The organism is Sneathiella sp. HT1-7 (assembly GCF_020731145.1).
Lineage (GTDB): Bacteria > Pseudomonadota > Alphaproteobacteria > Sneathiellales > Sneathiellaceae > Sneathiella.
This window is the reverse complement of record NZ_JAJFZN010000004.1, coordinates 49,510-73,051: the sequence shown is the minus strand read 5'-3', so window position 1 is coordinate 73,051 and position 23,542 is coordinate 49,510. Positions and strand designations below refer to the sequence as shown.

At 52.5% G+C, this 23,542-nt stretch carries 29 protein-coding genes; 20 read left to right on the top strand and 9 right to left on the bottom strand.

Translation table 11 applies throughout. The features are described from left to right. Both LKE13_RS13925 and LKE13_RS13920 read right to left on the bottom strand, forming a co-directional pair. A complete protein-coding gene (locus LKE13_RS13925) occupies nt 1-669 on the bottom strand; it encodes an ureidoglycolate lyase (RefSeq protein ID WP_227951992.1) in 669 nt (222 codons plus the stop codon). 88 nt (nt 670-757) lie between these two features. Then, nucleotides 758-1,993, bottom strand: a complete 1,236-nt coding sequence (locus LKE13_RS13920) for a Zn-dependent hydrolase (protein ID WP_227951991.1) — start codon at nt 1,991-1,993, stop codon at nt 758-760. Nucleotides 1,994-2,159: 166 nt separating this feature from the next. Between LKE13_RS13920 and LKE13_RS13915 the strand changes: the two genes are divergently transcribed. Beyond that, nucleotides 2,160-2,483 (top strand): nuclear transport factor 2 family protein, encoded by a 324-nt coding sequence (locus tag LKE13_RS13915; protein WP_227952427.1) that lies wholly within the window; start codon nt 2,160-2,162, stop codon nt 2,481-2,483. Between the two features lie 102 nt (nt 2,484-2,585). Here LKE13_RS13915 and LKE13_RS13910 read toward each other — a convergent pair whose 3' ends face one another. The 3 genes from LKE13_RS13910 to LKE13_RS13900 all read right to left on the bottom strand — a co-directional run bounded on the left by LKE13_RS13910 (nt 2,586) and on the right by LKE13_RS13900 (nt 5,594). Then, a complete protein-coding gene (locus tag LKE13_RS13910; protein ID WP_227951990.1) occupies nt 2,586-3,239 on the bottom strand; it encodes a hypothetical protein in 654 nt (217 codons plus the stop codon). Nucleotides 3,240-3,360: 121 nt separating this feature from the next. Continuing rightward, entirely contained in the window at nt 3,361-5,181 is a 1,821-nt protein-coding gene (locus LKE13_RS13905; RefSeq protein WP_227951989.1) for an ABC-F family ATP-binding cassette domain-containing protein, read from the bottom strand. 119 nt (nt 5,182-5,300) lie between these two features. Further along, nucleotides 5,301-5,594, bottom strand: coding sequence for a hypothetical protein (locus tag LKE13_RS13900; RefSeq protein WP_227951988.1), 294 nt, complete (start codon nt 5,592-5,594; stop codon nt 5,301-5,303). A 194-nt stretch (nt 5,595-5,788) separates the two neighbouring features. Here LKE13_RS13900 and LKE13_RS13895 point away from each other — a divergent pair, with 194 nt between their 5' ends. Next, entirely contained in the window at nt 5,789-6,709 is a 921-nt protein-coding gene (locus LKE13_RS13895; RefSeq protein WP_227951987.1) for a transcriptional regulator GcvA, read from the top strand. A 49-nt stretch (nt 6,710-6,758) separates the two neighbouring features. Here the strand turns inward: LKE13_RS13895 and LKE13_RS13890 are convergent, their stop codons facing one another. Continuing rightward, nucleotides 6,759-7,301, bottom strand: coding sequence for an AAA family ATPase (locus tag LKE13_RS13890; protein WP_227951986.1), 543 nt, complete (start codon nt 7,299-7,301; stop codon nt 6,759-6,761). A gap of 324 nt (nt 7,302-7,625) precedes the next feature. Here LKE13_RS13890 and LKE13_RS13885 point away from each other — a divergent pair, with 324 nt between their 5' ends. The 11 genes from LKE13_RS13885 (at nt 7,626) to LKE13_RS13835 (ending at nt 16,537) form a co-directional block, all read left to right on the top strand. Continuing rightward, nucleotides 7,626-8,099 carry an SUF system Fe-S cluster assembly regulator gene (locus LKE13_RS13885; protein WP_227951985.1) on the top strand — a complete coding sequence of 158 codons (474 nt, stop codon included), beginning with the start codon at nt 7,626-7,628 and terminating at the stop codon, nt 8,097-8,099. Nucleotides 8,100-8,102: 3 nt separating this feature from the next. Continuing rightward, a complete protein-coding gene (gene sufB / locus LKE13_RS13880) occupies nt 8,103-9,572 on the top strand; it encodes a Fe-S cluster assembly protein SufB (protein ID WP_227951984.1) in 1,470 nt (489 codons plus the stop codon). 14 nt (nt 9,573-9,586) lie between these two features. Further along, nucleotides 9,587-10,330 (top strand): Fe-S cluster assembly ATPase SufC, encoded by a 744-nt coding sequence (gene sufC / locus LKE13_RS13875; protein WP_227951983.1) that lies wholly within the window; start codon nt 9,587-9,589, stop codon nt 10,328-10,330. Between the two features lie 10 nt (nt 10,331-10,340). Then, nucleotides 10,341-11,639 carry a Fe-S cluster assembly protein SufD gene (gene sufD / locus LKE13_RS13870; RefSeq protein WP_227951982.1) on the top strand — a complete coding sequence of 433 codons (1,299 nt, stop codon included), beginning with the start codon at nt 10,341-10,343 and terminating at the stop codon, nt 11,637-11,639. Nucleotides 11,640-11,651: 12 nt separating this feature from the next. Continuing rightward, nucleotides 11,652-12,875, top strand: a complete 1,224-nt coding sequence (locus LKE13_RS13865; protein ID WP_227951981.1) for a cysteine desulfurase — start codon at nt 11,652-11,654, stop codon at nt 12,873-12,875. Continuing rightward, complete coding sequence (gene sufU, locus LKE13_RS13860) at nt 12,875-13,330, top strand: Fe-S cluster assembly sulfur transfer protein SufU (protein WP_227951980.1); 456 nt, start codon at nt 12,875-12,877, stop codon at nt 13,328-13,330. Before LKE13_RS13865 ends, sufU begins: the two co-directional genes overlap by 1 nt. A 3-nt stretch (nt 13,331-13,333) precedes the next feature. Beyond that, a complete protein-coding gene (locus LKE13_RS13855) occupies nt 13,334-13,702 on the top strand; it encodes an SUF system Fe-S cluster assembly protein (RefSeq protein ID WP_227951979.1) in 369 nt (122 codons plus the stop codon). A 32-nt stretch (nt 13,703-13,734) separates the two neighbouring features. After that, nucleotides 13,735-14,073, top strand: coding sequence for a HesB/IscA family protein (locus tag LKE13_RS13850; RefSeq protein WP_227951978.1), 339 nt, complete (start codon nt 13,735-13,737; stop codon nt 14,071-14,073). Nucleotides 14,074-14,083: 10 nt separating this feature from the next. Continuing rightward, complete coding sequence (locus LKE13_RS13845) at nt 14,084-14,518, top strand: rhodanese-like domain-containing protein (RefSeq protein ID WP_227951977.1); 435 nt, start codon at nt 14,084-14,086, stop codon at nt 14,516-14,518. A gap of 202 nt (nt 14,519-14,720) precedes the next feature. Next, entirely contained in the window at nt 14,721-15,143 is a 423-nt protein-coding gene (locus LKE13_RS13840; protein ID WP_227951976.1) for a bacteriohemerythrin, read from the top strand. Nucleotides 15,144-15,244: 101 nt separating this feature from the next. Further along, nucleotides 15,245-16,537, top strand: a complete 1,293-nt coding sequence (locus tag LKE13_RS13835; protein ID WP_227951975.1) for a hypothetical protein — start codon at nt 15,245-15,247, stop codon at nt 16,535-16,537. A 3-nt stretch (nt 16,538-16,540) separates the two neighbouring features. Here the strand turns inward: LKE13_RS13835 and LKE13_RS13830 are convergent, their stop codons facing one another. Further along, nucleotides 16,541-16,846, bottom strand: a complete 306-nt coding sequence (locus LKE13_RS13830) for an NIPSNAP family protein (protein WP_227951974.1) — start codon at nt 16,844-16,846, stop codon at nt 16,541-16,543. A 72-nt stretch (nt 16,847-16,918) separates the two neighbouring features. On the opposite strand from LKE13_RS13830, the gene LKE13_RS13825 reads away from it, so the two are divergent. Then, a complete protein-coding gene (locus LKE13_RS13825; RefSeq protein ID WP_227951973.1) occupies nt 16,919-17,599 on the top strand; it encodes an ArsR/SmtB family transcription factor in 681 nt (226 codons plus the stop codon). On the opposite strand, the gene LKE13_RS13820 is transcribed toward LKE13_RS13825, so the two are convergent. After that, nucleotides 17,600-18,331, bottom strand: coding sequence for a ZIP family metal transporter (locus LKE13_RS13820; RefSeq protein ID WP_227951972.1), 732 nt, complete (start codon nt 18,329-18,331; stop codon nt 17,600-17,602). Between the two features lie 150 nt (nt 18,332-18,481). Between LKE13_RS13820 and LKE13_RS13815 the strand changes: the two genes are divergently transcribed. Genes LKE13_RS13815 through LKE13_RS13795 form a run of 5 tightly spaced genes read left to right on the top strand, consistent with a single transcriptional unit; the run spans nt 18,482 to nt 21,169 of the window. Continuing rightward, a complete protein-coding gene (locus LKE13_RS13815) occupies nt 18,482-19,042 on the top strand; it encodes a hypothetical protein (RefSeq protein WP_227951971.1) in 561 nt (186 codons plus the stop codon). Between the two features lie 34 nt (nt 19,043-19,076). Beyond that, entirely contained in the window at nt 19,077-19,706 is a 630-nt protein-coding gene (locus tag LKE13_RS13810) for a peroxiredoxin (RefSeq protein WP_265334911.1), read from the top strand. Between the two features lie 23 nt (nt 19,707-19,729). Further along, nucleotides 19,730-20,137: a ferritin-like domain-containing protein gene (locus tag LKE13_RS13805; RefSeq protein ID WP_227951970.1), complete on the top strand. Its 408-nt coding sequence runs from the start codon at nt 19,730-19,732 to the stop codon at nt 20,135-20,137. Between the two features lie 43 nt (nt 20,138-20,180). After that, nucleotides 20,181-20,867: an AzlC family ABC transporter permease gene (locus LKE13_RS13800; protein ID WP_227951969.1), complete on the top strand. Its 687-nt coding sequence runs from the start codon at nt 20,181-20,183 to the stop codon at nt 20,865-20,867. Continuing rightward, nucleotides 20,864-21,169 (top strand): AzlD domain-containing protein, encoded by a 306-nt coding sequence (locus LKE13_RS13795; RefSeq protein WP_227951968.1) that lies wholly within the window; start codon nt 20,864-20,866, stop codon nt 21,167-21,169. Before LKE13_RS13800 ends, LKE13_RS13795 begins: the two co-directional genes overlap by 4 nt. Here the strand turns inward: LKE13_RS13795 and LKE13_RS13790 are convergent. Continuing rightward, nucleotides 21,166-21,453, bottom strand: coding sequence for a hypothetical protein (locus LKE13_RS13790; protein ID WP_227951967.1), 288 nt, complete (start codon nt 21,451-21,453; stop codon nt 21,166-21,168). The two genes, LKE13_RS13795 and LKE13_RS13790, sit on opposite strands and share 4 nt — an antisense overlap. Nucleotides 21,454-21,703: 250 nt before the next feature. Between LKE13_RS13790 and LKE13_RS13785 the strand changes: the two genes are divergently transcribed. After that, nucleotides 21,704-23,365: an ATP-dependent nuclease gene (locus tag LKE13_RS13785; protein WP_227951966.1), complete on the top strand. Its 1,662-nt coding sequence runs from the start codon at nt 21,704-21,706 to the stop codon at nt 23,363-23,365. The last annotated feature ends 177 nt before the right edge of the window (nt 23,366-23,542 follow it).

Below are 23,542 nucleotides of genomic sequence, written 5' to 3'. Positions count from 1 at the left end.
TCACGGCGCGATAAGCGGAACTTTCAGCAGCATCCCGAATTCCTCGGCGAAATTGACCGAGATACGGGCGTGGACTTTGCCCTGCCGATCATAGAAACGCCCCTCGCTACCGATGGGAAAGACGCCTTCATGCCAGATATTGGGATGGATATAGAGGCCTTTCGTGCCATCGCAATAAAAGGAGACGAAATCCTCCGGCTGCACGTCATCGCCCGGGAGCGCGAGCGGCACCATGAATGGTGTCCCGTCCAGCGAGTAGAAAAGCTGCCCGCCATCGGGATGGTAATTCGCATGCCAAAGCAGCACCTGATCCTGCTCCCGCGTGGCGACTTTGCTGTTCGCCTCTTCCGGATCGCGGGACCAGCCGAGGACATAGGTATCCTCGACAGCGTTATTGCGGCCCCAAAGCACATCCCCTTCCCACCAGAACTCGAAAATACCTTCTGCCGTGCCGCCCTGATTGCCTGTTCCCTCATCGACTTTACGGGTGCCGGAGGTTGGCCAGGTGACAATCTCGATCGGGAAATTCTCGTAATCCTCAACAAGACAGCCGTAGCCTTCCAATGTTTCGTCCGAGGCGACGATGACAGGCACATCAAGAACGGGAAGCTCAGGCGGAATCTCCGGGTTCAAAAAATCTGGAGATTGAGCGGTGGCGGATGTCAGCATGGGTGCATTCCCTTAATTATTATCGCAATTTTGGAGCAGCTTACTATAACTGCGGCGCCTTCTGCCAATATTCTTTCCCGAAATAAGGCTATGCGATCCCAGCCCGATCGACAATCGCCTGCAGCAGGACATTGCAGCCAGCGGCGAGATCTTCTGGGGTTGCCTCCTCCGCTTCGTTATGGCTGATGCCGTTTTCGCAGGGCACGAAGATCATGGCTGTCGGCGCCACGCGGGAGATATAGCAGGCGTCGTGTCCGGCGCCGGAAATGATATCCATATGGGAGAAGCCGGCCCTCTCCGCCCCTGAACGGACAGCCTTCACACAGTCTTCGTCAAAGACAACAGGCGGGGAATACCAAATTTCCTCAAAACTCATCTCAAGGCCGCCGTCGGTGGCGGTTTTTGTTGCGAAGGCCCGCAGCTCCGCATCCATTTTGCTTAAAATCTCGTCCTTGGGGTGGCGGAAATCAATGGTAAAGAATACCTGCCCCGGAATGGTGTTGCGCGAATTCGGGCGCGACTCAATCATGCCGACCGTCGCGCAGGCGAAAGGCTGGTTATCAAGGCCGATGCGGTTCACCTCGGTGATGATTTTCGATGCGGCAACGAGGGCATCTTTCCGCCGCGCCATCGGGGTCGGTCCGGCGTGGGCCTCCTGTCCGGTGATAGTTACTTCATACCAGCGTTGACCTTGCGCTCCCATAACAACGCCGATTGTCTTTTTCTCATGCTCCAATATTGGGCCCTGTTCGATATGCGCCTCAAAAAAAGCCTTGATCTCGCGACCACCAACCTCCTCCGTCCCGGCATAGCCGATGCGCTGCAACTCCTCCCCCATGGTCTTACCGTCAGCATCCGCGCGGGAGAGGCCATAGTCGAGTTCGAATGCACCCGCGAACACACCGGAGGCAACCATCGCCGGGGCAAAGCGCGAGCCTTCCTCATTGGTCCAGACGGCGACTTCCACCGGATGCACTGTTTGCACATCAAAATCATTGAGCGTACGGAGGACTTCCAGCCCCGCGAGGACGCCGTAAACCCCGTCATATTTCCCGCCCGTCGGCTGGGTATCGAGATGTGATCCCATCATCACCGGCGGCAAATCATCGCGCGATCCGGCGCGACGGGCAAAGATATTGCCCATCTTGTCCACCTTTATGGTGCAACCAACCTCGCTGCACCATAATGAGAACAGGTCCCGCCCCTCTTTGTCGAGATCGGTCAGCGCCAGACGGCAACAGCCCCCCTTCTCCGTCGCGCCGATCTTCGCCATCTCCATCAGGCTGTCCCACAGGCGGTCACTTTTGACAGTCATATTCTGCATGAATTTTATCCCTCCGCACGGCCCCGTTTAAATGGGATGATTACAGGCGCGGACGAAGTTGTCTAGCCTTTCCTGACCCATGTCTGCTAAAAGACCGGCATTGAAAACCGCAATAATCTGGAGCCTCGAAAGAGCCATGACGCCGTGTGAAGTTGTTGAAATATAGATCGAGCGTTTTAATGCCGCAGATACCTCCGGGCTCGCCGCCCTCTATGCGGAAGAGGCCGTCAATCATCAGGTGCCACAGGACCCGGTGGAGGGGCGCGCCGCCATCAAGGCGATGTTCGAGCGCGAATTCGCCGCCGCCGATATGCACTGCATCCCCGAGGTCATCCATGAGGCGGGTGACGTCGCCATATTGGAGTGGCGCTATCCGCTGGGCCTGCGCGGCTGCGGCTTCTTCACGGTAAAAGACGGCCTGATCCAATTCCAGCGCGGCTACTGGGATAAGCTCAGCTTTCTCAAAATGCACAACCTGCCGATTGAATAGTGCGGGCAGGCCTACCCCCGTGATTTCCGCCTAAAATTTAGAAACCTACATCAATCTAGAATAGTTATAATTCAGCTAATAAACCAAGCTCGAGGGTGGAGATTATTTTTTTTTAATTAATGAGCTGCCCTCACCCGAGCTTCTAATAATTTTTATAATCTTATAAAAATCATCAGGATTTTTCATATTGCAAAAATCTCTCATAAATTGCTGCCTTTGTTCTTTCGATATATCGGCGCTATGCAATTCTAAATTCATTTTAAAGACCACAATTATTTCGGCGATTTTAATTCTAACTACTAGCCTTCTAGTCTGCAGAATTAACATTACACAAATAAGTGCTATCAATCCCCAATAAACTGTTAGCCAATTGTCATTAAAAGGAGATTTATATTTACCACTTGCCTCTGCACATTCATTGACTTGGATAATAGTCTCCAAATAGAAACACTTCCATCCTATGAGGTCGGGCATAATAAGGCCGTAAAAGAAAATCATCATGACAATAGCCATTAACAGCAAACCATTACCTCGAATACTGCTGCTAATATTTGCTGGTTCAAAAAATAAATATGCAGCCAATACATAAGCTTCATTTTTTGCTTTTTGGCGACCAAAGGTAAAAATTTTATATAAGAACTTTGTTATGAAACTGGATACAGGTTTTAACAATATATCCCATACTCCAGCACCAATCACACTTAGAACAAGCGTTAGAAAAATACTTGCGATAAAATTTTCTTGCAATAAGTCCACCAAGGCAACCACCCTCTCAGGCTATATTTTGATGAATAGATGTTTGATTAATTCTAGCACTAAATTAAAATAAAATTAACTATTAGGAAATTAATTAAAGATAAAAATTTTTTGTAACGCTCTAACTCCCCGCGATTTCCTCCTGCAGGAGTTCGAGTTCGAGCCAGCGGGTCTCCATCTCGTCTTTTTCGGTCTGCACACGGGTGAGTTCGGCGGCTTTTTTGTTGAATTCATTCGGGCTTTTCGCGAACAGGTCCGGATCGGCGAGTGCGGCCTCAAGCGCTTTGATTTTCAGCTCCAACGCCTCAATCACGGAGGGGAGGCGTTCATAGTCCCGCTGATCCTTATAGGTGAGTTTCTTGCGCGGGCCGGAGGGTTTCTGCGCCGTCTCTTTTGATTTGGCGATTTTTGCGGGCGCTTTTTCCGCGTCCTTTTTCATGCGCATATAATCGCTGTAACCACCGACATATTCATTCGCACGTCCGCCCTCCTCGATCACGATGGTGGACGTTACAAGCTGGTCGAGGAATTCCCGGTCATGGCTGACAACAACCAAGGTGCCGTCATAGCTGGACAGCATATCCTGCAACAGATCGAGGGTTTCCATATCAAGATCGTTGGTCGGCTCGTCGAGCACAAGAAGATTGCTCTCCTTTGCCAGCAGTTTTGCGAGCAGCAGGCGGTTTTTCTCTCCGCCGGAAAGGGCACTCACCGGGCTTTTCGCTTGTCTATCCTCGAACAAAAAATCGCGCAAGTATGCCACCACATGACGCACTTCGCCGCGCACAAGAAGCTGGCCGCTGCCGGGATCGGCGAGAGTATCCCAAAGGCTCATGTCGGGATCAAGGCTGTCACGCCGTTGATCAAATATCGCGGGCGTGAGATTGGTGCCGAGCTTGACTTCCCCCGTGGTGGGCGCAAGTTCCCCCATCAGGATTTTAAGAAGTGTCGTTTTTCCGGCGCCATTCGGGCCAATGATGCCAACCCGGTCACCGCGCATAATGCGCGTGGAGAATTTCTTGAGTACCTCATGCGTTCCACCGTCCGCATCTTCATAGGCCATGGAAATATCGGTGGCCTCGACGACAACCTTGCCGCTTTTTGCACCGGTCTTGACGGAAAGCTTGGCGGAACCTACCGGCGCCTGCCGTTCTGCACGTTCGGCTCGGAGGCGATGAAGTGCCCGAATGCGGCCCTCATTCCGGGCACGCCGTGCGGTGATGCCTTTGCGCGACCAGTCGGTTTCCTCGGCGATTTTCTTGTCTAGTTTTTTGGCTTCCACTTCCTCCCGACGGAGGATTTCTTCCGACCAGTCATCGAATGCCGAAAATCCTTTGCCATGAGTGCGAAGCTTGCCGCGATCAAGCCAGAAAAGCCGGTTGGTAAGATTCTTCAGGAACTGCCTGTCATGGCTGATGATCATCAGCGCGCCCTTGAAGGATTTAAGCTCCTCTTCCAGCCAGAGGATCGTTTTGATATCGAGATGGTTGGTCGGCTCATCGAGGAGCAAGACATCCGGATCGGAAACCAGCGCCTCCGCGAGCGATACCCGCCGGGCTTCCCCGCCTGACAGCGTTTCAAGCTGCCGTACGCCGTCGATTCCAACACCATCCAGCACTTGATCGACGAGATAGCCAAGATCATCCAACTCCCCGCCCGTTGGCAGGCCGGATTGCACCTGCTCAAACACCGTGCGGCCGGGCGTAATGATGGGCTGCTGCCGCAAGTAACTCACTTTCACGCCGCTCTGCTGGAACCGCTCCCCGCCATCAAGGTCAATATCCCCCGCGAGCGCCTTTAAGAGCGTTGACTTGCCCGAGCCGTTGCGGCCCATCAGGGCCACGCGCATCCCCGGTTCAATCCCGAGCGAGATATCGTTAAACAGGTCGCCGCCGCCAAACGTGACGCGGGCGTTTTGCAGGGCCAGAATAGGTGCCGCCATGGAATTTTCGCCAAATAGGATAAGAGTTCAGCGGCCTTTTAACACTGAATATACAGGCGGGCAATTTTATACCGTAAATTCCTCATTCCAATAAACAGATGTCTGGCAGGGCGACGCGTTCACCTCCGCAAGGAACTATGTCGGCCCGGCCTGTATTTCATCCTTCTTTCCATCTCGATTCTCTCCTCAATCGAAGAGCCGATTTGAAAGCCATCCAACCCAATATCTATCAGGGCACGAGAATCCAGGACCCTAAGTTCATGGTGCTTGGCGCGATTTTGGATCGAGCGGGCGAATGCCGAAAGCAGAGAATTAAACAACCGCCGGCTCCAGGAGCTTGGCTGAACAGTCCGTTCAGGCTGCTGCGCCTGAAGGCTTGGGTCGAGATCGCGTTGCAACTGTAACAAGTTCATGGAATCCTCCATCGGTTCTCTGTTTGACTGGCCGTCGACAGAATTTAAATGAGAATATTTAAACTATGTCTGCCTGAGACCATTACGCATCAGGGCAGTTTCGACTTGATTATACATAGAGAATATGCACTGTTAGAGGCTTCAACAAACGAGAAGATATCCATTTATATGTTAGTTTATCTCATGCATACAATATGACCCGGCCCCTCCCGCCTCTGAACTCACTTCGGGCCTTTGAGGTCGCCGCACGCCATCTCAGCTTCACCAAGGCAGCGGAAGAGTTGAACGTTACACCCAGTGCGGTCAGTCATCAGGTCAAGGCGCTTGAAGAAATCCTCAATGTCCCTCTGTTCCATCGCCTGACCCGCGCCCTTCGCCTCACCGTTGCGGGACAGGCTGCCCTGCCAACACTCATTCAGGGGTTTGACAAGCTGGCCCAAGGGGTTGAGCAATTGCGCGCCCATTGTGAAAGTGGCGTGCTCACCATCAGCGTCAGCCCGTCATTTGGTGCCATGTGGTTGATGCCCCGGCTTGAACGATTCCGCAGTCGGCATCCGGATATTGAAATCCGCATCGATGGCACGGACCGTCTGGTTGACCTCGCGCGGGATAGTGCCGATGTTGCCATCCGGTTTGGTCCTGGCGGTTACAGCGGCGTGCGCGTCGATCATTTGCTGACCCCGGTGAACACGCCGGTTTGCAGCCCCGTCCTTCTAAACGGAGAGCATCCCTTGCGGGAGCCTGATGATCTTCGTCACCACACACTGCTGCATATTGATTGGAGTGATGCGGAAGCAAGCTGGCGGATGTGGCTGCTGGCGGCGGGATTACATGATATAGAGCCGACCCGCGGGCCGCATTTTAATATGGAGAATATGGCGGTGCAGGCCGCGCTTGACGGTCAGGGCGTCGCATTGGTTGCCGATGTTCTGGTTGCCGACGACGTCGCAGCCGGTCGTCTTGTGCATCCCTTCGATCCGGGGCTCAGCACGCCGTTCAAATTCTGCTACTATCTGCTGAGCGCAAAAGAAAGCGCTGAACAGCCAAAGATCGCGGCTTTTCGCAACTGGCTGCTAGCAGAGACGCGCTCTGCGGAGACGGGTGACAACAGTTAGGCCCTAATCTGCTGCCCCGCTCCGCATTTTCCAGTGATGTCTCGCGCATTTATTTCACATGCCGGACGACGTTAAAGCCTTCCTCCGGCATGGGTGGGATAAACAGGCGGGTAAAGGTATCAAACTCCGCTTCGCTGGTCTTGAAGGGATGGTTGCCCGCCTCATTCCGCGCCCGAAGACGGGATTTGCAGATCGTATTCGGGATATCGAGATAATGCATTTCATGCGGCACGCCCGCTTCCTCGAAAAGTTCTTTACCCCAGCGGCGGCTGTTGGGTGTGTTTGCCGGAAAATCGAGCACAACTGAGAAGCCTGACATCAACAGTTCAACGATATGTTTTTTCAACGCATATCTCAGTCGGAGGGAAGAACGGATATAATCGCTGAGATCATTAACCTCGTCAGGATAAAGCTCCGACAGCAATGTATCTTCCGAAAAAAGGATGGTGCCCGGCCGCGCGGCAAGCTTGGCGGCGAGCGTTGACTTCCCCGCGCCTATCTTGCCGACAAGCAGGTAGAGAACCGGATCGGTCGGTCGATTGTCCGGCTCCTTGCTGGGCGGCGTATTTTCTTCTTGGGATTCTTGTAACATTTCTTCGTCTCCTGATTTAGGGGGCCTTCGGAGACGGGTGCATTAAAAAACCGCCTCAGAGGGCGGTTGGATCGTAGCCGTTAGGGCATACAGATTTCCGCCATTCGGGGAATGGTGATAATCTTCGCCACAATAATGTTCATGCAGTATGCCATGCGCGTATTTAAACGGCAGTTTGGGGCCGTTTGTCAAGTATCTTGCGTGAAAAAGCCTCGGGGCCCGAAAATTCCTTTTCTTTTTTAGAACGACTCTATACAAGACCAAATTCGTCTGTTATACATTGCGCTTGAAAACAGACTAATTTGGTACGATATAGATAATATCATGATCAAGCTAAGCAAAATGACCGATTATGGCGTGGTCATCATGTCCGAAATGGCGCGCCTGCCGGACCGGACAATGACGGCGCCGGATGTGTCGCTGCATACGGGACTTCCCGTACCGACGGCGGCAAAAATACTGCGTATCCTCGCGAAAAGCCCATTCCTGAATTCGCAGCGCGGCGCTCATGGCGGTTATAGCCTCACGCGGAAGCCTGCGGATATCTCCATCGCCGAGATTGTCCGCGCGATGGAAGGGCCGGTTGCGGTCACCTCCTGCGTTGATGATAGCGTGGATGACTGCTCGGTGCAGTCCTGCTGCCCCATGCGCGGCGGTTGGGAGAAGATCAACCGGGCGCTCAACACCGCGCTTGAGGAAGTGACGCTCGCTGATATGTGTCACGATACCAAGAATGTAATTACGAACCGGAGGCCGGGTGCGCTTGAGGCCCCCTCCTCCCTCGTTCAAGCGGAGTAAAGAATGGTTGTCGCCCGAGAAACCGTCGAACAGGTTGCCTCTGTTTCTGACAAGTATAAATATGGCTTCATCAGCGATATCGAAGCGGATACCGCCCCGATTGGCCTGAGTGAAGATATCGTCCGCTTTATCTCCGCCAAGAAGGAAGAGCCCGAATGGCTGCTTGAATGGCGGCTGAAGGCCTATCGCCACTGGCTGACGATGGTTGAGCCAGACTGGGCCCAGGTGCATTATCCGAAAATCGATTTTCAGGATATCTATTACTATTCCGCACCGAAAACCAAGGACAAGCCGAAAAGCCTTGATGAAGTCGACCCGGAACTCCTTGAAGTCTACAAAAAACTCGGCATCCCCTTGAAAGAGCAGGAAGTGCTCGCGGGGGTGGAGGGCGCGCATAATGTCGCCGTTGATGCGGTGTTTGATAGTGTGTCCGTCGCCACCACCTTCAAGGCGCGGCTGGAGAAGGAAGGCGTTATCTTTTGCCCGATATCAGAGGCTGTGCGCGATCATCCGGAGCTTGTGCAGAAGTATATCGGCTCCGTTGTGCCCTATACGGACAACTACTATGCAGCCCTGAACTCTGCGGTCTTCACCGACGGGTCATTTTGCTACATCCCGAAGGGCGTGCGCTGTCCGATGGAACTGTCGACCTATTTCCGGATCAATGCCGCCCAGACAGGGCAATTCGAACGGACACTGATCATCGCTGATGATGAAAGCTATGTAAGCTATCTTGAGGGTTGCACGGCCCCAATGCGTGACGAAAACCAGCTTCACGCGGCAGTAGTCGAGCTTGTCATCATGAAGGATGCCGAGATCAAATACTCCACGGTGCAGAACTGGTATCCGGGCGATGAAAACGGCGTTGGCGGTATTTACAACTTCGTCACCAAGCGCGCCGCCTGCCGCGGGGAGAATGCAAAAGTCTCCTGGACTCAGGTCGAGACTGGCTCGGCGATTACTTGGAAATACCCTTCCTGTATCCTGCAGGGTGATAATTCGGTCGGGGAATTTTACTCCATCGCCATCACCAATAATATGCAGCAGGCCGATACCGGCACCAAGATGATCCATCTGGGAAAGAACACGTCGAGCACGATCATTTCCAAGGGGATCTCGGCTGGCAAGGCGCAAAATACCTATCGCGGCCTCGTCCGCATGGGCCGCAAAGCCGAGAATGCCCGCAACCACACGGTTTGCGACAGCCTTCTTATCGGCGATAAATGCGGCGCCCATACGGTCCCCTATATCGAAAACCAGAGCCGCACCGCGACAATCGAGCATGAAGCCACCACCTCCAAGGTGAGTGAAGAGCAGCTCTTTTACTGTCAGCAGCGCGGCCTTTCTGAAGAGGAAAGCATGGCGCTGATCGTCAATGGTTTCTGCAAGGAAGTGCTGCAGAAACTCCCCATGGAATTTGCGGTGGAAGCCCAGAAACTCGTCGGCATCAGCCTTGAAGGCAGCGTCGGCTAAGGAAAGATAAAGTTATGTTGGAAATCAAAGATTTACATGCCACGGTTGGCGGTAAGGAAATCCTGAAAGGCATCACGCTCAGCATCAAAGCGGGCGAAATTCATGCTGTCATGGGTCCGAATGGCGCGGGCAAGTCGACTCTCTCCTATGTCCTCGCCGGCCGCGATGGCTACGAAGTGACGTCAGGTGAAGTCCTCTACAAGGGAGAGAACCTGCTTGATCTCTCCCCCGATGAGCGGGCGGCAAAGGGTATTTTCCTCGCCTTTCAGTATCCGGTCGAAATTCCGGGTGTGCCGTCGGCCACCTTCCTGAAAACCGCCTATAACGCACAGCGCAAGGCGCGCGGGGAGCCGGAAGTCGACGCGATGGAATTCCTGAAGCTCATCCGGGAGAAAACCAAGGAACTCGGCATCAAGGACGATATGCTGAAACGCGCCGTCAATGTCGGCTTTTCCGGTGGCGAGAAGAAGCGTAACGAGGTGCTGCAAATGTCCCTCTTGGAGCCGGATATGATGCTTCTGGATGAGACAGACAGCGGCCTTGATATCGATGCGCTCAAAATAGCAGCGGACGGCGTCAATCGTCTTCGCAGCCCGGAACGCGCGGCGCTTGTCATCACCCATTATCAGCGGTTGCTCGACTATATCGTGCCGGATTTCGTGCATGTGTTGGCCGATGGCAAGATTGTCAAATCGGGCGATAAGAGCCTCGCGCTGGAACTGGAAGAAAAAGGCTATGCGGCCCTCAGCGCAGCCTAGATAGAAATTGATGAGTAAGATGAAAAACTTAACGCCTTTAGCTCAGACGTACCTTGACCGTTTTGATACGGCACGAGAGAGCTTGCCCGGTCATGATAACCCGGCAGTGGTGGCGCTGCGTGAAAGCGGCCTCGCCCGTTTCGCATCGCTCGATTTTCCAGGTCGAAAAGTCGAGGAATGGCGCTTCACCAACCTCTCCCCGCTGACCAAAGGGATCGAGACAACAGAAGCGCCGGCGAACGCAGCCCTACCCGCCGCCGAGTTTGAAACGCCCCATATCATGACTTTTGTGAATGGTCATTTTTCTGCGAATGAGAGCAGGCTTGATAAACTGCCAGACGGGGTTAAGCTTTCTTCCGTCGCGGCGGAGTTGGATGCGGGCAATAGCGCACTGCTTGGCTCAGATGCAGAGGACAAACGCGCCGTTGTAGCCCTCAATACCGCCTTTATGGAAGACGGATTTGTACTAATGGTGGAAGATGGAGTTTCCGTCACGGAGCCAATCCTCATCCGCTTTCTCAGCCTTCTGGGAACGGGGACAAACGCCCATCATATGCGCAACGTCATCCGCCTCGGTCAAAATTCGGCGATCACACTGGTTGAGGAGCATGCGGGCATAGACGGCCATGCCTATTTCGCCAATCCGATGACCAATATTACCTTGGCCGCCGATGCAAAACTCAATCACTATAAATATCAGGCGGAGAGCAATACGGCCTTTCATCTCGCCAATACGGATACGGAACTGGCCGCTGGTGCGGTTTATGAGAATTTCGCCCTGACAACTGGCGCCCGGCTTGCCCGTAACGAGTTGGAAAGCCGGATCACCGGTTCAGGCGCAGTCAGTATTCTGAACGGGGCCTATCTGATCCGCGGGCAGCAGCATGCGGACACGACCACCATCACCCGCCATCTGGTGCCGGAAAATGAAAGCCGTCAGGTTTATAAAGGCATTCTCGATGGTGAAGCGCAGGGCGTCTTTCAGGGCAAGATCCAGATTGTGCCGGATGCGCAACAGGTTAATGGCGATCAGTTAAGCCGCTCTCTGCTCCTATCCGACCGGGCGTCTGTTTCGGTCAAGCCGGAACTTGAAATTCATGCGGATGACGTCAAATGCAGTCATGGTGCGTCATCTGGCGAACTTGATGAAGATGCGCTCTTTTACCTGCAATCTCGCGGAATAGACGAGAAATCGGCGAGAAAGATGCTGATAGATGCGTTTCTCGCGGATGTGCTCGAAGAAATCTCTAACGATGGCGTGCGGGAATATTTCGCCAAAGTGACGGCCCGCTGGATGGATAAGGTGTAGGCGATGAATGACATGACAACATTTGACGTTGAGAAAATCCGCCGCGATTTCCCGATTTTTACGCGTGAAGTGCATGGCAAACCTCTCGCCTTTCTTGATAGCGGTGCCTCCGCGCAGAAGCCGCAAGTGGTCATCGACACCATGGAGAAGGCTTATGCGGAAACCTATGCCAATGTCCATCGTGGGGTCCATTACCTGAGCCAGGTCTCGACAGAGCTTTATGAAGGCGCCCGCGAGATTGTTTGCGCTCATATGAATGCGGCCAATGTTGAGGAAATTATCTTCACCAAGAACGCGACCGAGAGCATCAACCTTGTGGCGCAAACCTACGGCGCCGCCAATCTGAAGCCCGGCGACGAGATTATCCTCTCCACCCTGGAGCATCATTCGAACATCGTGCCCTGGCAGTTGATCGCTGAAAGAACTGGCGCGGTGGTAAAAGCTGTCCCCATCGATGAACATGGGGAGTTCATGCTGGATACCTATCTTGAGATGCTGGGGCCGAAGACGAAGATCGTCGCGATCACCCATATCTCCAACGCCATCGGCACGATCACGCCTGTGCGCCAGATTATTGACGCCGCCCATGACGCGGGCGCTGTTGTTCTCATCGACGGGAGTCAGGCCGCGCCGCATATGAAGATCGATATGCAGGCGTTGGATGCAGATTTTTATGTGTTCACGGGCCATAAGGTCTTCGGGCCTACGGGCATCGGGGTTCTGTATGGCAAGGCCGAATTGCTGGACGCCATGCCGCCTTTCCTCGGTGGTGGGGACATGATCGAACGGGTGACCTTCGCCAAAACAACTTACGCCAAGGGCCATGCCAAGTTTGAGGCGGGCACCCCGCCCATCGTGCAGGCCATTGGTCTTGGTGCTGCGATCAACTATGTCAACGAGATCGGGTTTGAAAAGATCAGTGCGCATGAGCAGACTCTGCTTGCTTACGCCACAGAACAGCTTGGCCAGATCAACAGCTTGCGCATTATCGGGCAGGCAAAGCATAAAGCCGCGATCATCTCTTTCACCCTCGACGGCATTCATCCGCATGATATCGGCACCATTGTCGATCGTGGCGGTGTCGCCATCCGGGTCGGCCATCATTGCGCCCAGCCGTTGATGGATCATTTCGATGTGGCGGCGACGGCTCGCGCGTCCTTTGCGCTTTATAACAACCGCGCCGATGTCGATGCGCTCGTCTCGGCGGTGAAATCGGTACAGGAGATTTTCGGCTGATGTTTGATGATTTACGCGAACTGTATCAGGAAGTAATCCTGGATCATTCGAAGAACCCCCGCAACTTCCGTCATCCGGAAGATGCGAACCATGAGGCGCATGGCTATAACCCGCTCTGCGGCGATACAGTGAATGTCTATCTGAAAATGGGTCATAACGGCCTGATTGAGGATGCCGCGTTTGAAGGGAAAGGTTGCGCCATCTCCCTCGCCTCCGCCTCGATGATGACCGAAATCATCAAGGGCAAGACGGAAGCGGAAGCAAAAAAAATCTTTGAGGGCTTTCAGCAGCTCGTCAAGGGCGAGGAAAATGATTTTGACGCCGGGGAAGATACGGAACGGCTAATGGTGTTGGCCGGTGTGAAGGAATTCCCCATGCGGGTCAAATGTGCGACCCTTGCCTGGCACGCGATGACATCCGCCATGGATGACAAGCCCGATGTTTCGACGGAGTAGATCATGACGGCAATTGACAAGATAGAACGCCCTGCCGCAACTGGCCCGTTTGAAGAAGGTACTACTGGCTCCCCGCTGGAGGAGGCTGTCGTTGCGGCCCTCCGTGAGGTGTTTGATCCGGAAATTCCGGTCAATATCTTCGATCTCGGCCTGATTTATGTGGTTGATATTGCGGAAAATGGCGATGTTTATATCGGCATGACCTTGACCGCACCGGGCTGCCCTGTTGCCGGGGAAATCCCGATCTGGGTTCGTGACGCGGTTCTCCCGGTTGAGGGTGTGAAGAATGTCGAGGTTGAAATCCTGTGGGATCCGCCATGGAATCCTGATAATATGTCGGATGCGGCAAGGCTAGACCTTGGAATGTTTTAGGGGCGTAACTATATTGATAGTACAGGTGATATATGACTGATACGCAAATTATGACAATGACAGATCGTGCCGCGACGCGTGTTAAGGCGCTCCTCGGCAAGGCATCTGAAAAACCGCTCGGCCTTCGCATCGGGATTACCAATACCGGCTGCAACGGCCTCAGCTACACCATGGACTATGCATCCGACCAGAAACCGGACGATGCCGTGGTGGATACGGGCGATATCACCCTGTTGATCGACCATGACGCCGTGCAGTTTGTTGCGGGCACCGAGATGGACTGGCTCGAAGAAGGCCTGCAATCACGCTTCACGTTCGAAAACCCTAACGAAAAAGGCCGTTGCGGCTGCGGCTCCTCCTTCCACGTGTGAGAAATTGCGAATGGCACCGATTCTTAATAAGATAAGGTTTGTTGTCCTTGTTTTGGGAATCATCCCCTTCATTTTCTTGGAAATTGCGCCGTCAGACGCGGCCGATACACGCGACCAATATGGGTATATCCATGTTGATGCCTCGGCGGCGGCCCAAATAATCGCGAATTCGCCAGAAGTAATCATTCTCGATATTCGTACGCCCGCTGAATTTAACGAAGGGCATATCAAGAATGCCATCAATATCGACTATTATGCCCCCGATTTTGATGAACAGATCACCGCCCTTGATCCTAATGCAAGCTATGTTCTGCATTGCCGTTCAGGTGGAAGAAGCGGTCGCGCCCTATCCGTTTTACGGGAAAATAACCTCATTGATGTGACCCATCTTAAAGGGGGTATCATTAGCTGGAAAGAGGCTGGTTTTTCCTTGTTTCAGGAGTAAAATTTAGCACGAGAATTTGCTTTTATTTAATAATAATCAACAATAATTGCTAATATTAGCATATTCCAAAAAATGAAATAAAGATCAATTAAATCATTGATTTAATTCGAAATCAGGCTCTTAATTTCCCAAAAAACAATGAACGCCACGGAAAATTCGCATCAATTTGATCACATGCTTTCGAGGCGAGGATACGAGGGGTATGGCTTTGGATAAATTTGATTGGCTTGAAAGCTTTGAGTTAGGAATAACAGACGTCGACGAGGATCATCGCGGTATGCTGGCGATCATGAAAAAAATTGAACGCGCGGCAGACAATGAAGCCTATGACCTCTGTAATGAATTGCTTGAAGAGTTACTCGAATTCACTATTGCCCATTTCAAGCGCGAAGAGAAAATGCTGGAAGATGTAGGATATCCGAATGTGCAACATCACAGGGAGTATCATACGGAACTGCTCGCGCGGGCGAAAGCGGTCATGAATGTCTGCCGAGACATCAAATCCAAGGATAATCTTAAAGAATGCTGCCATGAAATGTTCAGTTTTTTGGTGGACGATGTCGTCACTGGAGACCTGAAGTTCAAATCCTATATGGAGGAAATGGGCCTCATTAAGCGACCATAGCGGTCAAAACCTCAATTTCTCCCTCTTATCACAGCATTCGTGACACAACTGCTATATATTGTTACCCTTTTTGTTGAAGTAACACGAAGGAAAGCAGGAATATGCAGGATCAATATGGCAATGAGGTGAGCACTGGGTCCCGTGCGGCGCTTGATGCCTATAACGAAGGGGTGGATCTCTTTCTAGCGGCGCAGGTCGGCGCCGGTGCCGCGTTCGAACGTGCGATTGCCCATGATCCCTCCTTCGCGCTTGCCCATGCGGCCCTCGCCCGTCATCACCAGATGTACGCCAAACCGATGGAAGCCGTTAAATCGATAATCTCGGCGCGTGAACTTGGCGCGGGTTATACAATGCGAGAGCAGGCCCATGTTGCCATTATCGGGCAACTGATTGACGGCAATGCCGCAGGCGCCTATGGGGATATCAAGACACATATACAGGACTATCCCCGTGACATGCTCACGTTACAGCCCTGTGCCGGAGTATTCAGCCTGATTGCCTTTAGTGGTCGTGCGTCGCGTGAGGCGGAGACCTTTGCCTTTTTTGATAACATTAAGGGTGCGTTTGATAAAAACTGGTGGTTCGACTGCGTCTATGGCTTCGCATTGGCCGAGATGGGGCGTTTGAGTGATGCCGAACCAATTTTGGAGCGCTCCTACAGCGCCAACCCGTCCAACGCCAATGCAGCCCACTATAAAGCGCATTACCATTATGAGGCAGGAGAGCATAAAGCGGGCCTGGAGTTTGTGCGTGACTGGTTGACGGGATACGATCCGGCAGGCCTGATGCATTGTCATATCGCCTGGCATGATGCGCTCTGGTCGTTGGAACTCGGGGACGAAGCTGGCGCTTGGTCAGTCGTTGAGGATGCGGTGAGGCCCGGCGCGGCCTGGGGCCCACCGATTAATGTCCTGACTGATATGGTCTCTTTCCTGTTCCGTGCGGAACTTGCGGGCCTCCCCCGGAAAGACGCGTTATGGCGTGAAATCAGTGACTATGCTTGCATTCATTTCCCTGAGCCCGGGGTGAGTTTTGCCGATGCCCATGCTGCTCTGGCTCACGCCATGGCTGGGCAAGAGATGGCACTACAAAAACTGCGCGAAACCACAGCCGGCACTGCGGCGGATCAGGTGCGCATTCTCAGTAAAGTTTTTACTGCCTTTGCCGGCGCGAACTGGCAGGCGGTGGTTGACGGCATCCTCCCCCTGATGAGTAGCCATGAACGCCTCGGTGGCAGCAATGCGCAGCGCGACCTGATTGAGTTTACGCTTGTTCATGCGTTGTTGCAGCTTGGCAAGACGGAGGAAGCGACCCGCCTCCTCACCATGCGCCGTCCGCGCCTCGCAAAAGATGGCCTGCCCGCTTCGCTCCTGCCAAAAGAAAATGTGGCTTAAGGCTTAGCCAGACGCGAGTTTGAGGAATGTCCGGTCCTCCCGCAGCAGAAATTTTTCCTTTTGCGCAAATTCATAATTTTCGCGACCCAGCGGATCAGCGGCAAGACGCGCGCGATACTGCTCATAGGCGGCGAGACTTTCGATATTATACACCCCATAGGCAAGCGTGCTCGACCCCTCATGTGGGGCGTAATAACCAATAAGATCGCCGCCGCAGCGCGGAATTGCCTCCCCCCAGTTTCGCGCATATTGCATGAACTGGTCTTTTTTTGTCGGGTCAATATGGTAACGGATAAAGCAGGTAAGCATGTGTCTCTCCTTGAATTTGATTTCACGATGATATCGCTTGCACGTTGTAAATGCTTCGTCTACCATCGAACTATGAAAGAAGGACCAGACATAGCCTTTCTAGGCTCCCTTATCGGCGATCCGGCGCGTGCGAACATGTTGACCGCGCTCTTGTCAGGCAAGGCACTTACCGCGAGCGAACTTGCCGGCGAAGCCGGGATAACCCCGCAAACGGCGAGCACCCATCTCTCAAAGATGGAAGGGGCAGGTCTGCTCCAGCAGCGCAAGCAAGGACGGCACCGCTATTTTGCCCTCGCCGATGATGATGTTGGTAGTGTGCTGGAGGCGATGATGGGCCTCGCCGCCAAGAAAGGCCATCTCAGAACCAGAACCGGCCCGAAGGATCCGGCGCTCCGCTATGCGCGGGTCTGCTATAATCACCTCGCCGGGGATCTTGGCGTGCAGATGATGGACAGCCTGCTTGCAAAAGGGTTTCTCACCCCGGAGAACGAGGGCCTCGGCCTCACTGACGATGGGAAGTCCTTTTTCGAGGATTTTGCGATCGATTTCGAACCGCTTGAGAAACTACGGCGTCCCTTATGCAAATCCTGTCTCGATTGGAGCAACCGCCGCAGCCATCTCGCCGGTTCGCTGGGCAGCGCCCTCCTCACCCGCTTTTACGATCTTAAATGGGCGAAGCGCGTTGAAAGCTCCCGAATTGTCGCATTCAGCGCGCGCGGCGAGAAAGCCTTCCTCGAAACCTTTCCGGTCTGATTATCCCTTGCTAACTACAATACCGACCGCCACGGCAATTCCGGCGGTCAGGGCGAGGAAGCTATATTTCTGCGGGTCTTTTTCGGCCGACGGCAATAGATGACTGGCCCCGACATAGACAAGCGCCCCCGCCGACAAGGAAAGCAGGGTGCCGAGTAAATCGGCATCTATCTGGCTGATAAAGGGATAGGAGACAAGCATGCCGAGCGGTGTCGTCACAGCGGCCGCGATAAAAGCCGCGACCAACGCGGCCCTATTGGAAAGACCGCCCCGCACCAGCAAAAGATAGGTAATTATTCCTTCCGGAAATTCATGCAGGACCATACCAATCGCCGTCAGGACACCCGTGAGAGTGCTGACCGTAAAGGTAATTGAATAAATTGCACCGTCCAGAAAGGAATGGAACCCGATCCCCAGCATCGGAACCAAGCCAATGGCATAATCCGCCGTCGTCGGTTTGTCGCAAACGAAGGCAGTAACAAAGCGATTGATGAAATACATAAACAGATACCCAATGAGAAGGAAAGCGGGCGCCTTCGGACTCATCTCAAACGCTTTGGGAATGATATGCAGGAAGGAGACGGAAACCAGTACGCCTGCGGCAAAGCAGACGAAATAGGTCATGTTCCGCCGACCCCAGTCCTCAAACCGGTGAATCACGTAAAGACCGATTGTCGTCACCGCGGCGGCGAGAAAGCTTGCCAGGAAGGCAATCCAGAAATCCGTATACACAACTTCTCCTCTCGCCATATATCGGCGTTGCAGGGCCACTCTATATATCAAAAAATAATAACTCTAATGTGCAAATCCATTGACCTCAATCAACAACAGACATCCAAATATCTTCTATCTTCTCTGCATAATCCACAGGAGGAGAGCATTATGTCGTCCGATCAGGTAAAATCTCAGGCTCGTGAAGCCGTAGCTGTTTTTGATAAAGTTGAGTCTCTACAGGCGGCGATAGATGAGCTTGAAAGCTCCGGCTTTGATCGTGCAGACCTTAGCCTGCTGGCTGGGGAAACAACTGTCGAGGAAAAACTCGGCCATGCCTATACAAAGGTGGCAGAACTTGAAGACAACCCGGACGTTCCGACAATTGCCTATATTCCCACCGAGTCAATCGGGGAGGCCGAAGGCGCCCTCATTGGAACCCCAATGTATATCGCGGCGGCCACTACGGCGGGAATAATGGCGGTTGCGGGCGGTCCGATTGCCCTGACCATTGCCGCCGTTGCCGCGGCAGGTGCGGCGGGTGGCTTGATCGGCACAGTTCTGGCGACATTTCTTGACAAACATCACGCAGATTATTTGCAGGATCAGCTTGATCACGGCGGCCTGGTTCTCTGGGTGCGGGCCCGGGATGAGCCCCACGGCCAAGAGGCCGTTACGATCCTCAAGAAACATTCCGCCCATGACGTTCATCTGCATGGGGTCTATGCATAACCGCCGCTTTCACGGCCAATACAGGAGAAAGAGCATGAGTCTTAGAATTGGCGATACCGCCCCGAATTTCAACGTTGAAACCACCAATGGCGCGATCGATTTTCATCAATGGATTGGTGACAGCTGGTGTTTCTTTTTCAGCCATCCCGCTGACTATACACCCGTCTGCACAACGGAGATGGGCCGCACCGCCCAGCTCGCCGATGAGTTTGAGAAACGTAATGTAAAACCGATCGGCCTCTCGACGGATACAGTGGAAGAACATAAGAACTGGATTCTCGATGTAAACGACACGCAGAACACCACCCTCACCTTCCCGATTGTTGCCGATCCGGATTTGAAGGTCGCGAAACTTTACGAGATGATCCATCCCTCCGAGAGTGAAACGGCGGCCGTGCGCAGTGTCTTTATCATCGACCCGAACAAGAAAATCCGTCTCACCATGACTTACCCGATGAGTGTTGGCCGGAATTTCGACGAAATTTTGCGGGTTATTGATGCGCTCCAGCTTGGGGACGCCAAGAAAATTGCTACACCGGCCGATTGGAAACCGGGCAATAAGGTTATTATCCCGCCCTCCATCAGCAATGAAGATGCGAAGGATATCTTCCCGCAGGGCTGGGATGAAATCCGTCCTTACCTCCGCCTGACAAACGTTGGCTGAGGGACCTTAACCGGAGAAAAATGATGAGCGAACAGCTACAGAAGATCCTCGACGAGGCGTTGGAGGATGAATACAAGGCCCGCGCAACCTATGCCGCGATTATCAAGGCGTTTGGTCCGGTCAAGCCGTTCGTGAATATTGTCGAGTCGGAGGGGCGCCATGCGGCGGCCCTCCTTCAGCAGTATCAGCGGCTCGGCCTGAAACCACCCCATAACAGCTGGGCGGCGCATGATACAAAGGTCCCGGCAACCCTGCGCGAGGCCTGCGAGGAAGCTATCGCCGCCGAGATTGAGAATGCGGAGATGTATGAGCGTCTTCTCAAGGCGACGGAGGACGCCACCCTCCATGATGTGCTCTCAAACTTGCGGGATTCTTCCCAAACCCGCCACCTCCCCGCGTTCAGGCGCTGTCTGGAGCGAGAGAGCCGCTAAAAGGAATTCGACAGCCTGATCGCACGCGGCTATTGTGCCGCGCATGAAACAGGGATTCTATAGCATTCTCCCCTTCGCCATCGGCGCGGCGGCCTATGGTTTTGCCTTTGGCATTCTTGCCGCGCAGACGGGCTATCCGTGGTGGGGCGTCGCCCTGATGAGTTTTTCCGTCCATGCAGGATCATCGCAGATTGTCGCGGTGGAGCGGTTCGCCGTCGATGGGCTGGTGGTCGGCGCGGCGCTCGCGGGCGTTGCGCTCAACCTCCGTTATCTTGGCATCATCGCGTCCCTCTCCGCGATTTTGAAAGAGACGCCGCTCTGGCAGAAGCTGATTGCCATTCATATCACCGGCGATGAGAACTGGGCCCTCACCATGGCGCGCCACGCAAAAGACCCGAAGATCGGCGCCGCCTTCCTGATCGGGTCCGGCATTACCATGATCACGGTCTGGACGACCTCCACCGCGCTCGGCGCGCTGCTGGGTCAACAGATGCCCGATCTTGCGAGCTACGGCCTCGGCTTTGCCTTCACTGCCGCCTTTATCGCCATGGCGCGGGCGATGTGGCGGGGTCCGCGCAATCTCATGCCTTGGGCCGCGACTTTTCTCTTTACCATCCTGTTGGTCAAGCTCGGAGTGGAGAGTGCCTATGCCATTCTGCTCGGCAGTCTGGCGGGTGTTGCCGTCGCCGCCCTCCTCCGTCGGCAGGAAAACACGGGGGAGCTGCCATGACCCTTGATCACTGGCTGCTGATTGCCCTCCTCGCCGTGGGGGCCTATGGCCTCCGTCTTGCCGGGCTGATTGGCGGACAGGCGATCTTGCAGAATGCGAAGCTGAAAACCCTGCTCGATGATCTGCCGGGCTGCCTGATCGTCGCCCTTGTCGCCACCTCCCTCGCCGACGCGAGCCCCCTCACCTGGATCGCCGCCGCCTTCGCGCTTCTTGTGGCCATCCTCACCAATAACGTCGTGATCACCATGGCGCTCGGCTTCGCCGCGATATTCGGGATGCAGTATTTTGGGGTGGGGATTTAGTTTAAAGTCTTGTTGTCCGGAGCCGCGTGCTTGCCGGTCATCTCGTCCAGTTGTTCGCGCAATTCCTCCTTCCGGATTTCGGCCTTCAGATATTCCTCTTCCGAAAAAAGCTGAGAGGCGCGCCAGATAATATAGCTGTTGATCCCGCTCAGGATCGTTAACCCCAGCAACACACTGGCGGGGCCAAATTTGTCGGTGAACAGTAATATCAAGGTAATAACAGCAGATATGGCCGAGAGGACAGCATTCCCGAAAACCCCAATTAGCTTGTACTTGAACGGCATCGGCTTCCTCTTTTGATTGATGTCTCGCTGTATTTTATGAGACTGATTAAAGACCGATAAAATAAATAAATCAAGAAGCGGGTTTATGCCGGTGTTTGGGACGCAGTATTTTGGTGTGGGGGTTAGGGTGGAAATAGAAGTACGCTAAGTCCAACTTGCTGTAGTATAATGATTAGTACACTAACCTAAATGGAGACGTAGAATCCATTTTTGAGCATTACTAAATGATACAACATTAAGATGATTCTATATGATAAAAAATATAATTTTAAAATTTGGGCGCGTTCCAAACACGGAACCACTTTCAATCGATACCACTCCTGTAACTGTTTTTGTGGGGCCTAATAATTCTGGCAAGAGTGAAGTACTATCTGAGATATATCAGTACTGTAGGGATGGCCGAGAAAACACAGGTAATGTAATCCTTGAAAATATGGATTTTGAGGATGTCAATTATACTAAAGCACTGGAAGAAATAAAATTAAAGCCTCGTAGAGGCGAGAATGTTCGTCCAAATAATACTATAGTTGGCAAAAGGCAGGAAAGAATTACTGTAAACAAAGATCTCCTAAAGAGCGCATTGCAGGCTCCAAATGATCATTCCAGGTCGTTTTGCCAATGGTATCTAGGATTTGATACTATCAAATTAGACGGAAAAAATAGGATCAAACTTGTAGCCGAACAAGGGATGGGGGATTTACAAGAAAACCCTCATACCAGTTTCCAATCGCTGTTTAAAGATGACGAAAAAAGGTTAGAAGTTAGACGAATTATTAGGGAAGCCTTCGGTTCTTACTTCGTTATTGACCCAACAAAAGGCGGAGTCCTGAGAGCAAGGCTTTCCAACCGCGCTCCAAAAGATAACCGTGAAGAATGCGGACTACATGATGAAGCTATTAAATTTCACTCAAATGCAGAACCAATAGAAAATGCAAGTGATGGCGTCAAAGCCTTTACAGGTATGATCACTGAAATTATTGCAGGTGACCCAAAAATTCTTTTAATTGACGAGCCTGAAGCCTTTTTACATCCATCTTTGGCACATAAATTAGGAAAAGAAATTGCAACGGCTACAGCAGGTACAAACAAAAGGGTCTTCGTATCAACGCATAGCTCTAACTTTGTAATGGGATGCATTCAATCAGGCGTACCCTTAAATATTGTCAGGCTGACCTATAAGAATAAAGTCGCAACAGCAAGAATATTGCCAAATGATGATGTTCTACTGCTTATGAGGGATCCACTCCTCAGGTCAACAGGCGTATTGGAGGGTTTATTCTATGAGAACGTAGTTGTCACGGAAGGAGACACGGATAGGGCATTTTATCAAGAAATAAACGAAAGATTGCTTCAGTTTAAGCCTAGTTCAGGTATCTCAAATTGCCTTTTTCTGAATGCACAAAACAAACAAACTATTCGTAAAATTATTAAACCGCTACGCGAACTTGGTATTCCAGCAGCGGGTATAACTGATATTGATGTACTAAAAGAAGGTGGTCTAGTTTGGACAAGCTTTTTAAAAAGTGGTTATATTCCTCAGGCTTCTCACGGCCCGTTATCCGAGCAAAGAAAAATATTAAAAAGGAAACTTGAAGAATCTGAAAAGGATATGAAAATAGATGGTGGGGTCGCCGTTCTTGCACATGAGGATAGGGAAGCTGCTAATAACTTGTTTGATAATCTTGATCAATACGGGTTATTCACGGTACGCGGAGGTGAGGTTGAGTCATGGTTGAAAAACCTAAAAGCTACTGGCCATGGTTCTCAATGGCTTATTCCAATCTTTGAAAAAATGGGTTCCAATCCAAACAGCAAAAGTTATTTAAAGCCCAAATCGAATGATGTTTGGAAGTTTATAAAATCTTTGAAAAAATGGTTCGATGATCCAAACAGAAAAGGTATTCCTTCTTAGAAGAGCCAGAAAGTTGGGCGGCTCATGTAATTACCTTCCAGTGTCCTATATCCCAAAAAAACTTGCAAAACACGCAATAATAACCTATAATACATCTTCACGTTGAGCCATTGATAAGTCTCAAGGATACGTGACAAGGGGTGGCTGCCCCTTTCAGCTATTTTCCATATATATGCG

Excerpts from the sequence above, each read along its gene's own strand:
- LKE13_RS13925 (WP_227951992.1), bottom strand. The coding sequence starts at position 669 with ATGCTGACATCCGCCACCGCTCAATCTCCAGATTTTTTGAACCCGGAG.
- LKE13_RS13920 (WP_227951991.1), bottom strand. The coding sequence starts at position 1,993 with ATGCAGAATATGACTGTCAAAAGTGACCGCCTGTGGGACAGCCTGATG.
- LKE13_RS13905 (WP_227951989.1), bottom strand. The coding sequence starts at position 5,181 with ATGGCGGCACCTATTCTGGCCCTGCAAAACGCCCGCGTCACGTTTGGC.
- LKE13_RS13900 (WP_227951988.1), bottom strand. The coding sequence starts at position 5,594 with ATGAACTTGTTACAGTTGCAACGCGATCTCGACCCAAGCCTTCAGGCG.
- LKE13_RS13895 (WP_227951987.1), top strand. The coding sequence starts at position 5,789 with ATGACCCGGCCCCTCCCGCCTCTGAACTCACTTCGGGCCTTTGAGGTC.
- LKE13_RS13890 (WP_227951986.1), bottom strand. The coding sequence starts at position 7,301 with ATGTTACAAGAATCCCAAGAAGAAAATACGCCGCCCAGCAAGGAGCCG.
- LKE13_RS13885 (WP_227951985.1), top strand. The coding sequence starts at position 7,626 with ATGATCAAGCTAAGCAAAATGACCGATTATGGCGTGGTCATCATGTCC.
- sufB (WP_227951984.1), top strand. The coding sequence starts at position 8,103 with ATGGTTGTCGCCCGAGAAACCGTCGAACAGGTTGCCTCTGTTTCTGAC.
- sufC (WP_227951983.1), top strand. The coding sequence starts at position 9,587 with ATGTTGGAAATCAAAGATTTACATGCCACGGTTGGCGGTAAGGAAATC.
- sufD (WP_227951982.1), top strand. The coding sequence starts at position 10,341 with ATGAGTAAGATGAAAAACTTAACGCCTTTAGCTCAGACGTACCTTGAC.
- LKE13_RS13865 (WP_227951981.1), top strand. The coding sequence starts at position 11,652 with ATGACAACATTTGACGTTGAGAAAATCCGCCGCGATTTCCCGATTTTT.
- sufU (WP_227951980.1), top strand. The coding sequence starts at position 12,875 with ATGTTTGATGATTTACGCGAACTGTATCAGGAAGTAATCCTGGATCAT.
- LKE13_RS13855 (WP_227951979.1), top strand. The coding sequence starts at position 13,334 with ATGACGGCAATTGACAAGATAGAACGCCCTGCCGCAACTGGCCCGTTT.
- LKE13_RS13850 (WP_227951978.1), top strand. The coding sequence starts at position 13,735 with ATGACTGATACGCAAATTATGACAATGACAGATCGTGCCGCGACGCGT.
- LKE13_RS13845 (WP_227951977.1), top strand. The coding sequence starts at position 14,084 with ATGGCACCGATTCTTAATAAGATAAGGTTTGTTGTCCTTGTTTTGGGA.
- LKE13_RS13840 (WP_227951976.1), top strand. The coding sequence starts at position 14,721 with ATGGCTTTGGATAAATTTGATTGGCTTGAAAGCTTTGAGTTAGGAATA.
- LKE13_RS13835 (WP_227951975.1), top strand. The coding sequence starts at position 15,245 with ATGCAGGATCAATATGGCAATGAGGTGAGCACTGGGTCCCGTGCGGCG.
- LKE13_RS13830 (WP_227951974.1), bottom strand. The coding sequence starts at position 16,846 with ATGCTTACCTGCTTTATCCGTTACCATATTGACCCGACAAAAAAAGAC.
- LKE13_RS13825 (WP_227951973.1), top strand. The coding sequence starts at position 16,919 with ATGAAAGAAGGACCAGACATAGCCTTTCTAGGCTCCCTTATCGGCGAT.
- LKE13_RS13815 (WP_227951971.1), top strand. The coding sequence starts at position 18,482 with ATGTCGTCCGATCAGGTAAAATCTCAGGCTCGTGAAGCCGTAGCTGTT.
- LKE13_RS13810 (WP_265334911.1), top strand. The coding sequence starts at position 19,077 with ATGAGTCTTAGAATTGGCGATACCGCCCCGAATTTCAACGTTGAAACC.
- LKE13_RS13805 (WP_227951970.1), top strand. The coding sequence starts at position 19,730 with ATGAGCGAACAGCTACAGAAGATCCTCGACGAGGCGTTGGAGGATGAA.
- LKE13_RS13800 (WP_227951969.1), top strand. The coding sequence starts at position 20,181 with ATGAAACAGGGATTCTATAGCATTCTCCCCTTCGCCATCGGCGCGGCG.
- LKE13_RS13795 (WP_227951968.1), top strand. The coding sequence starts at position 20,864 with ATGACCCTTGATCACTGGCTGCTGATTGCCCTCCTCGCCGTGGGGGCC.
- LKE13_RS13790 (WP_227951967.1), bottom strand. The coding sequence starts at position 21,453 with ATGCCGTTCAAGTACAAGCTAATTGGGGTTTTCGGGAATGCTGTCCTC.
- LKE13_RS13785 (WP_227951966.1), top strand. The coding sequence starts at position 21,704 with ATGATAAAAAATATAATTTTAAAATTTGGGCGCGTTCCAAACACGGAA.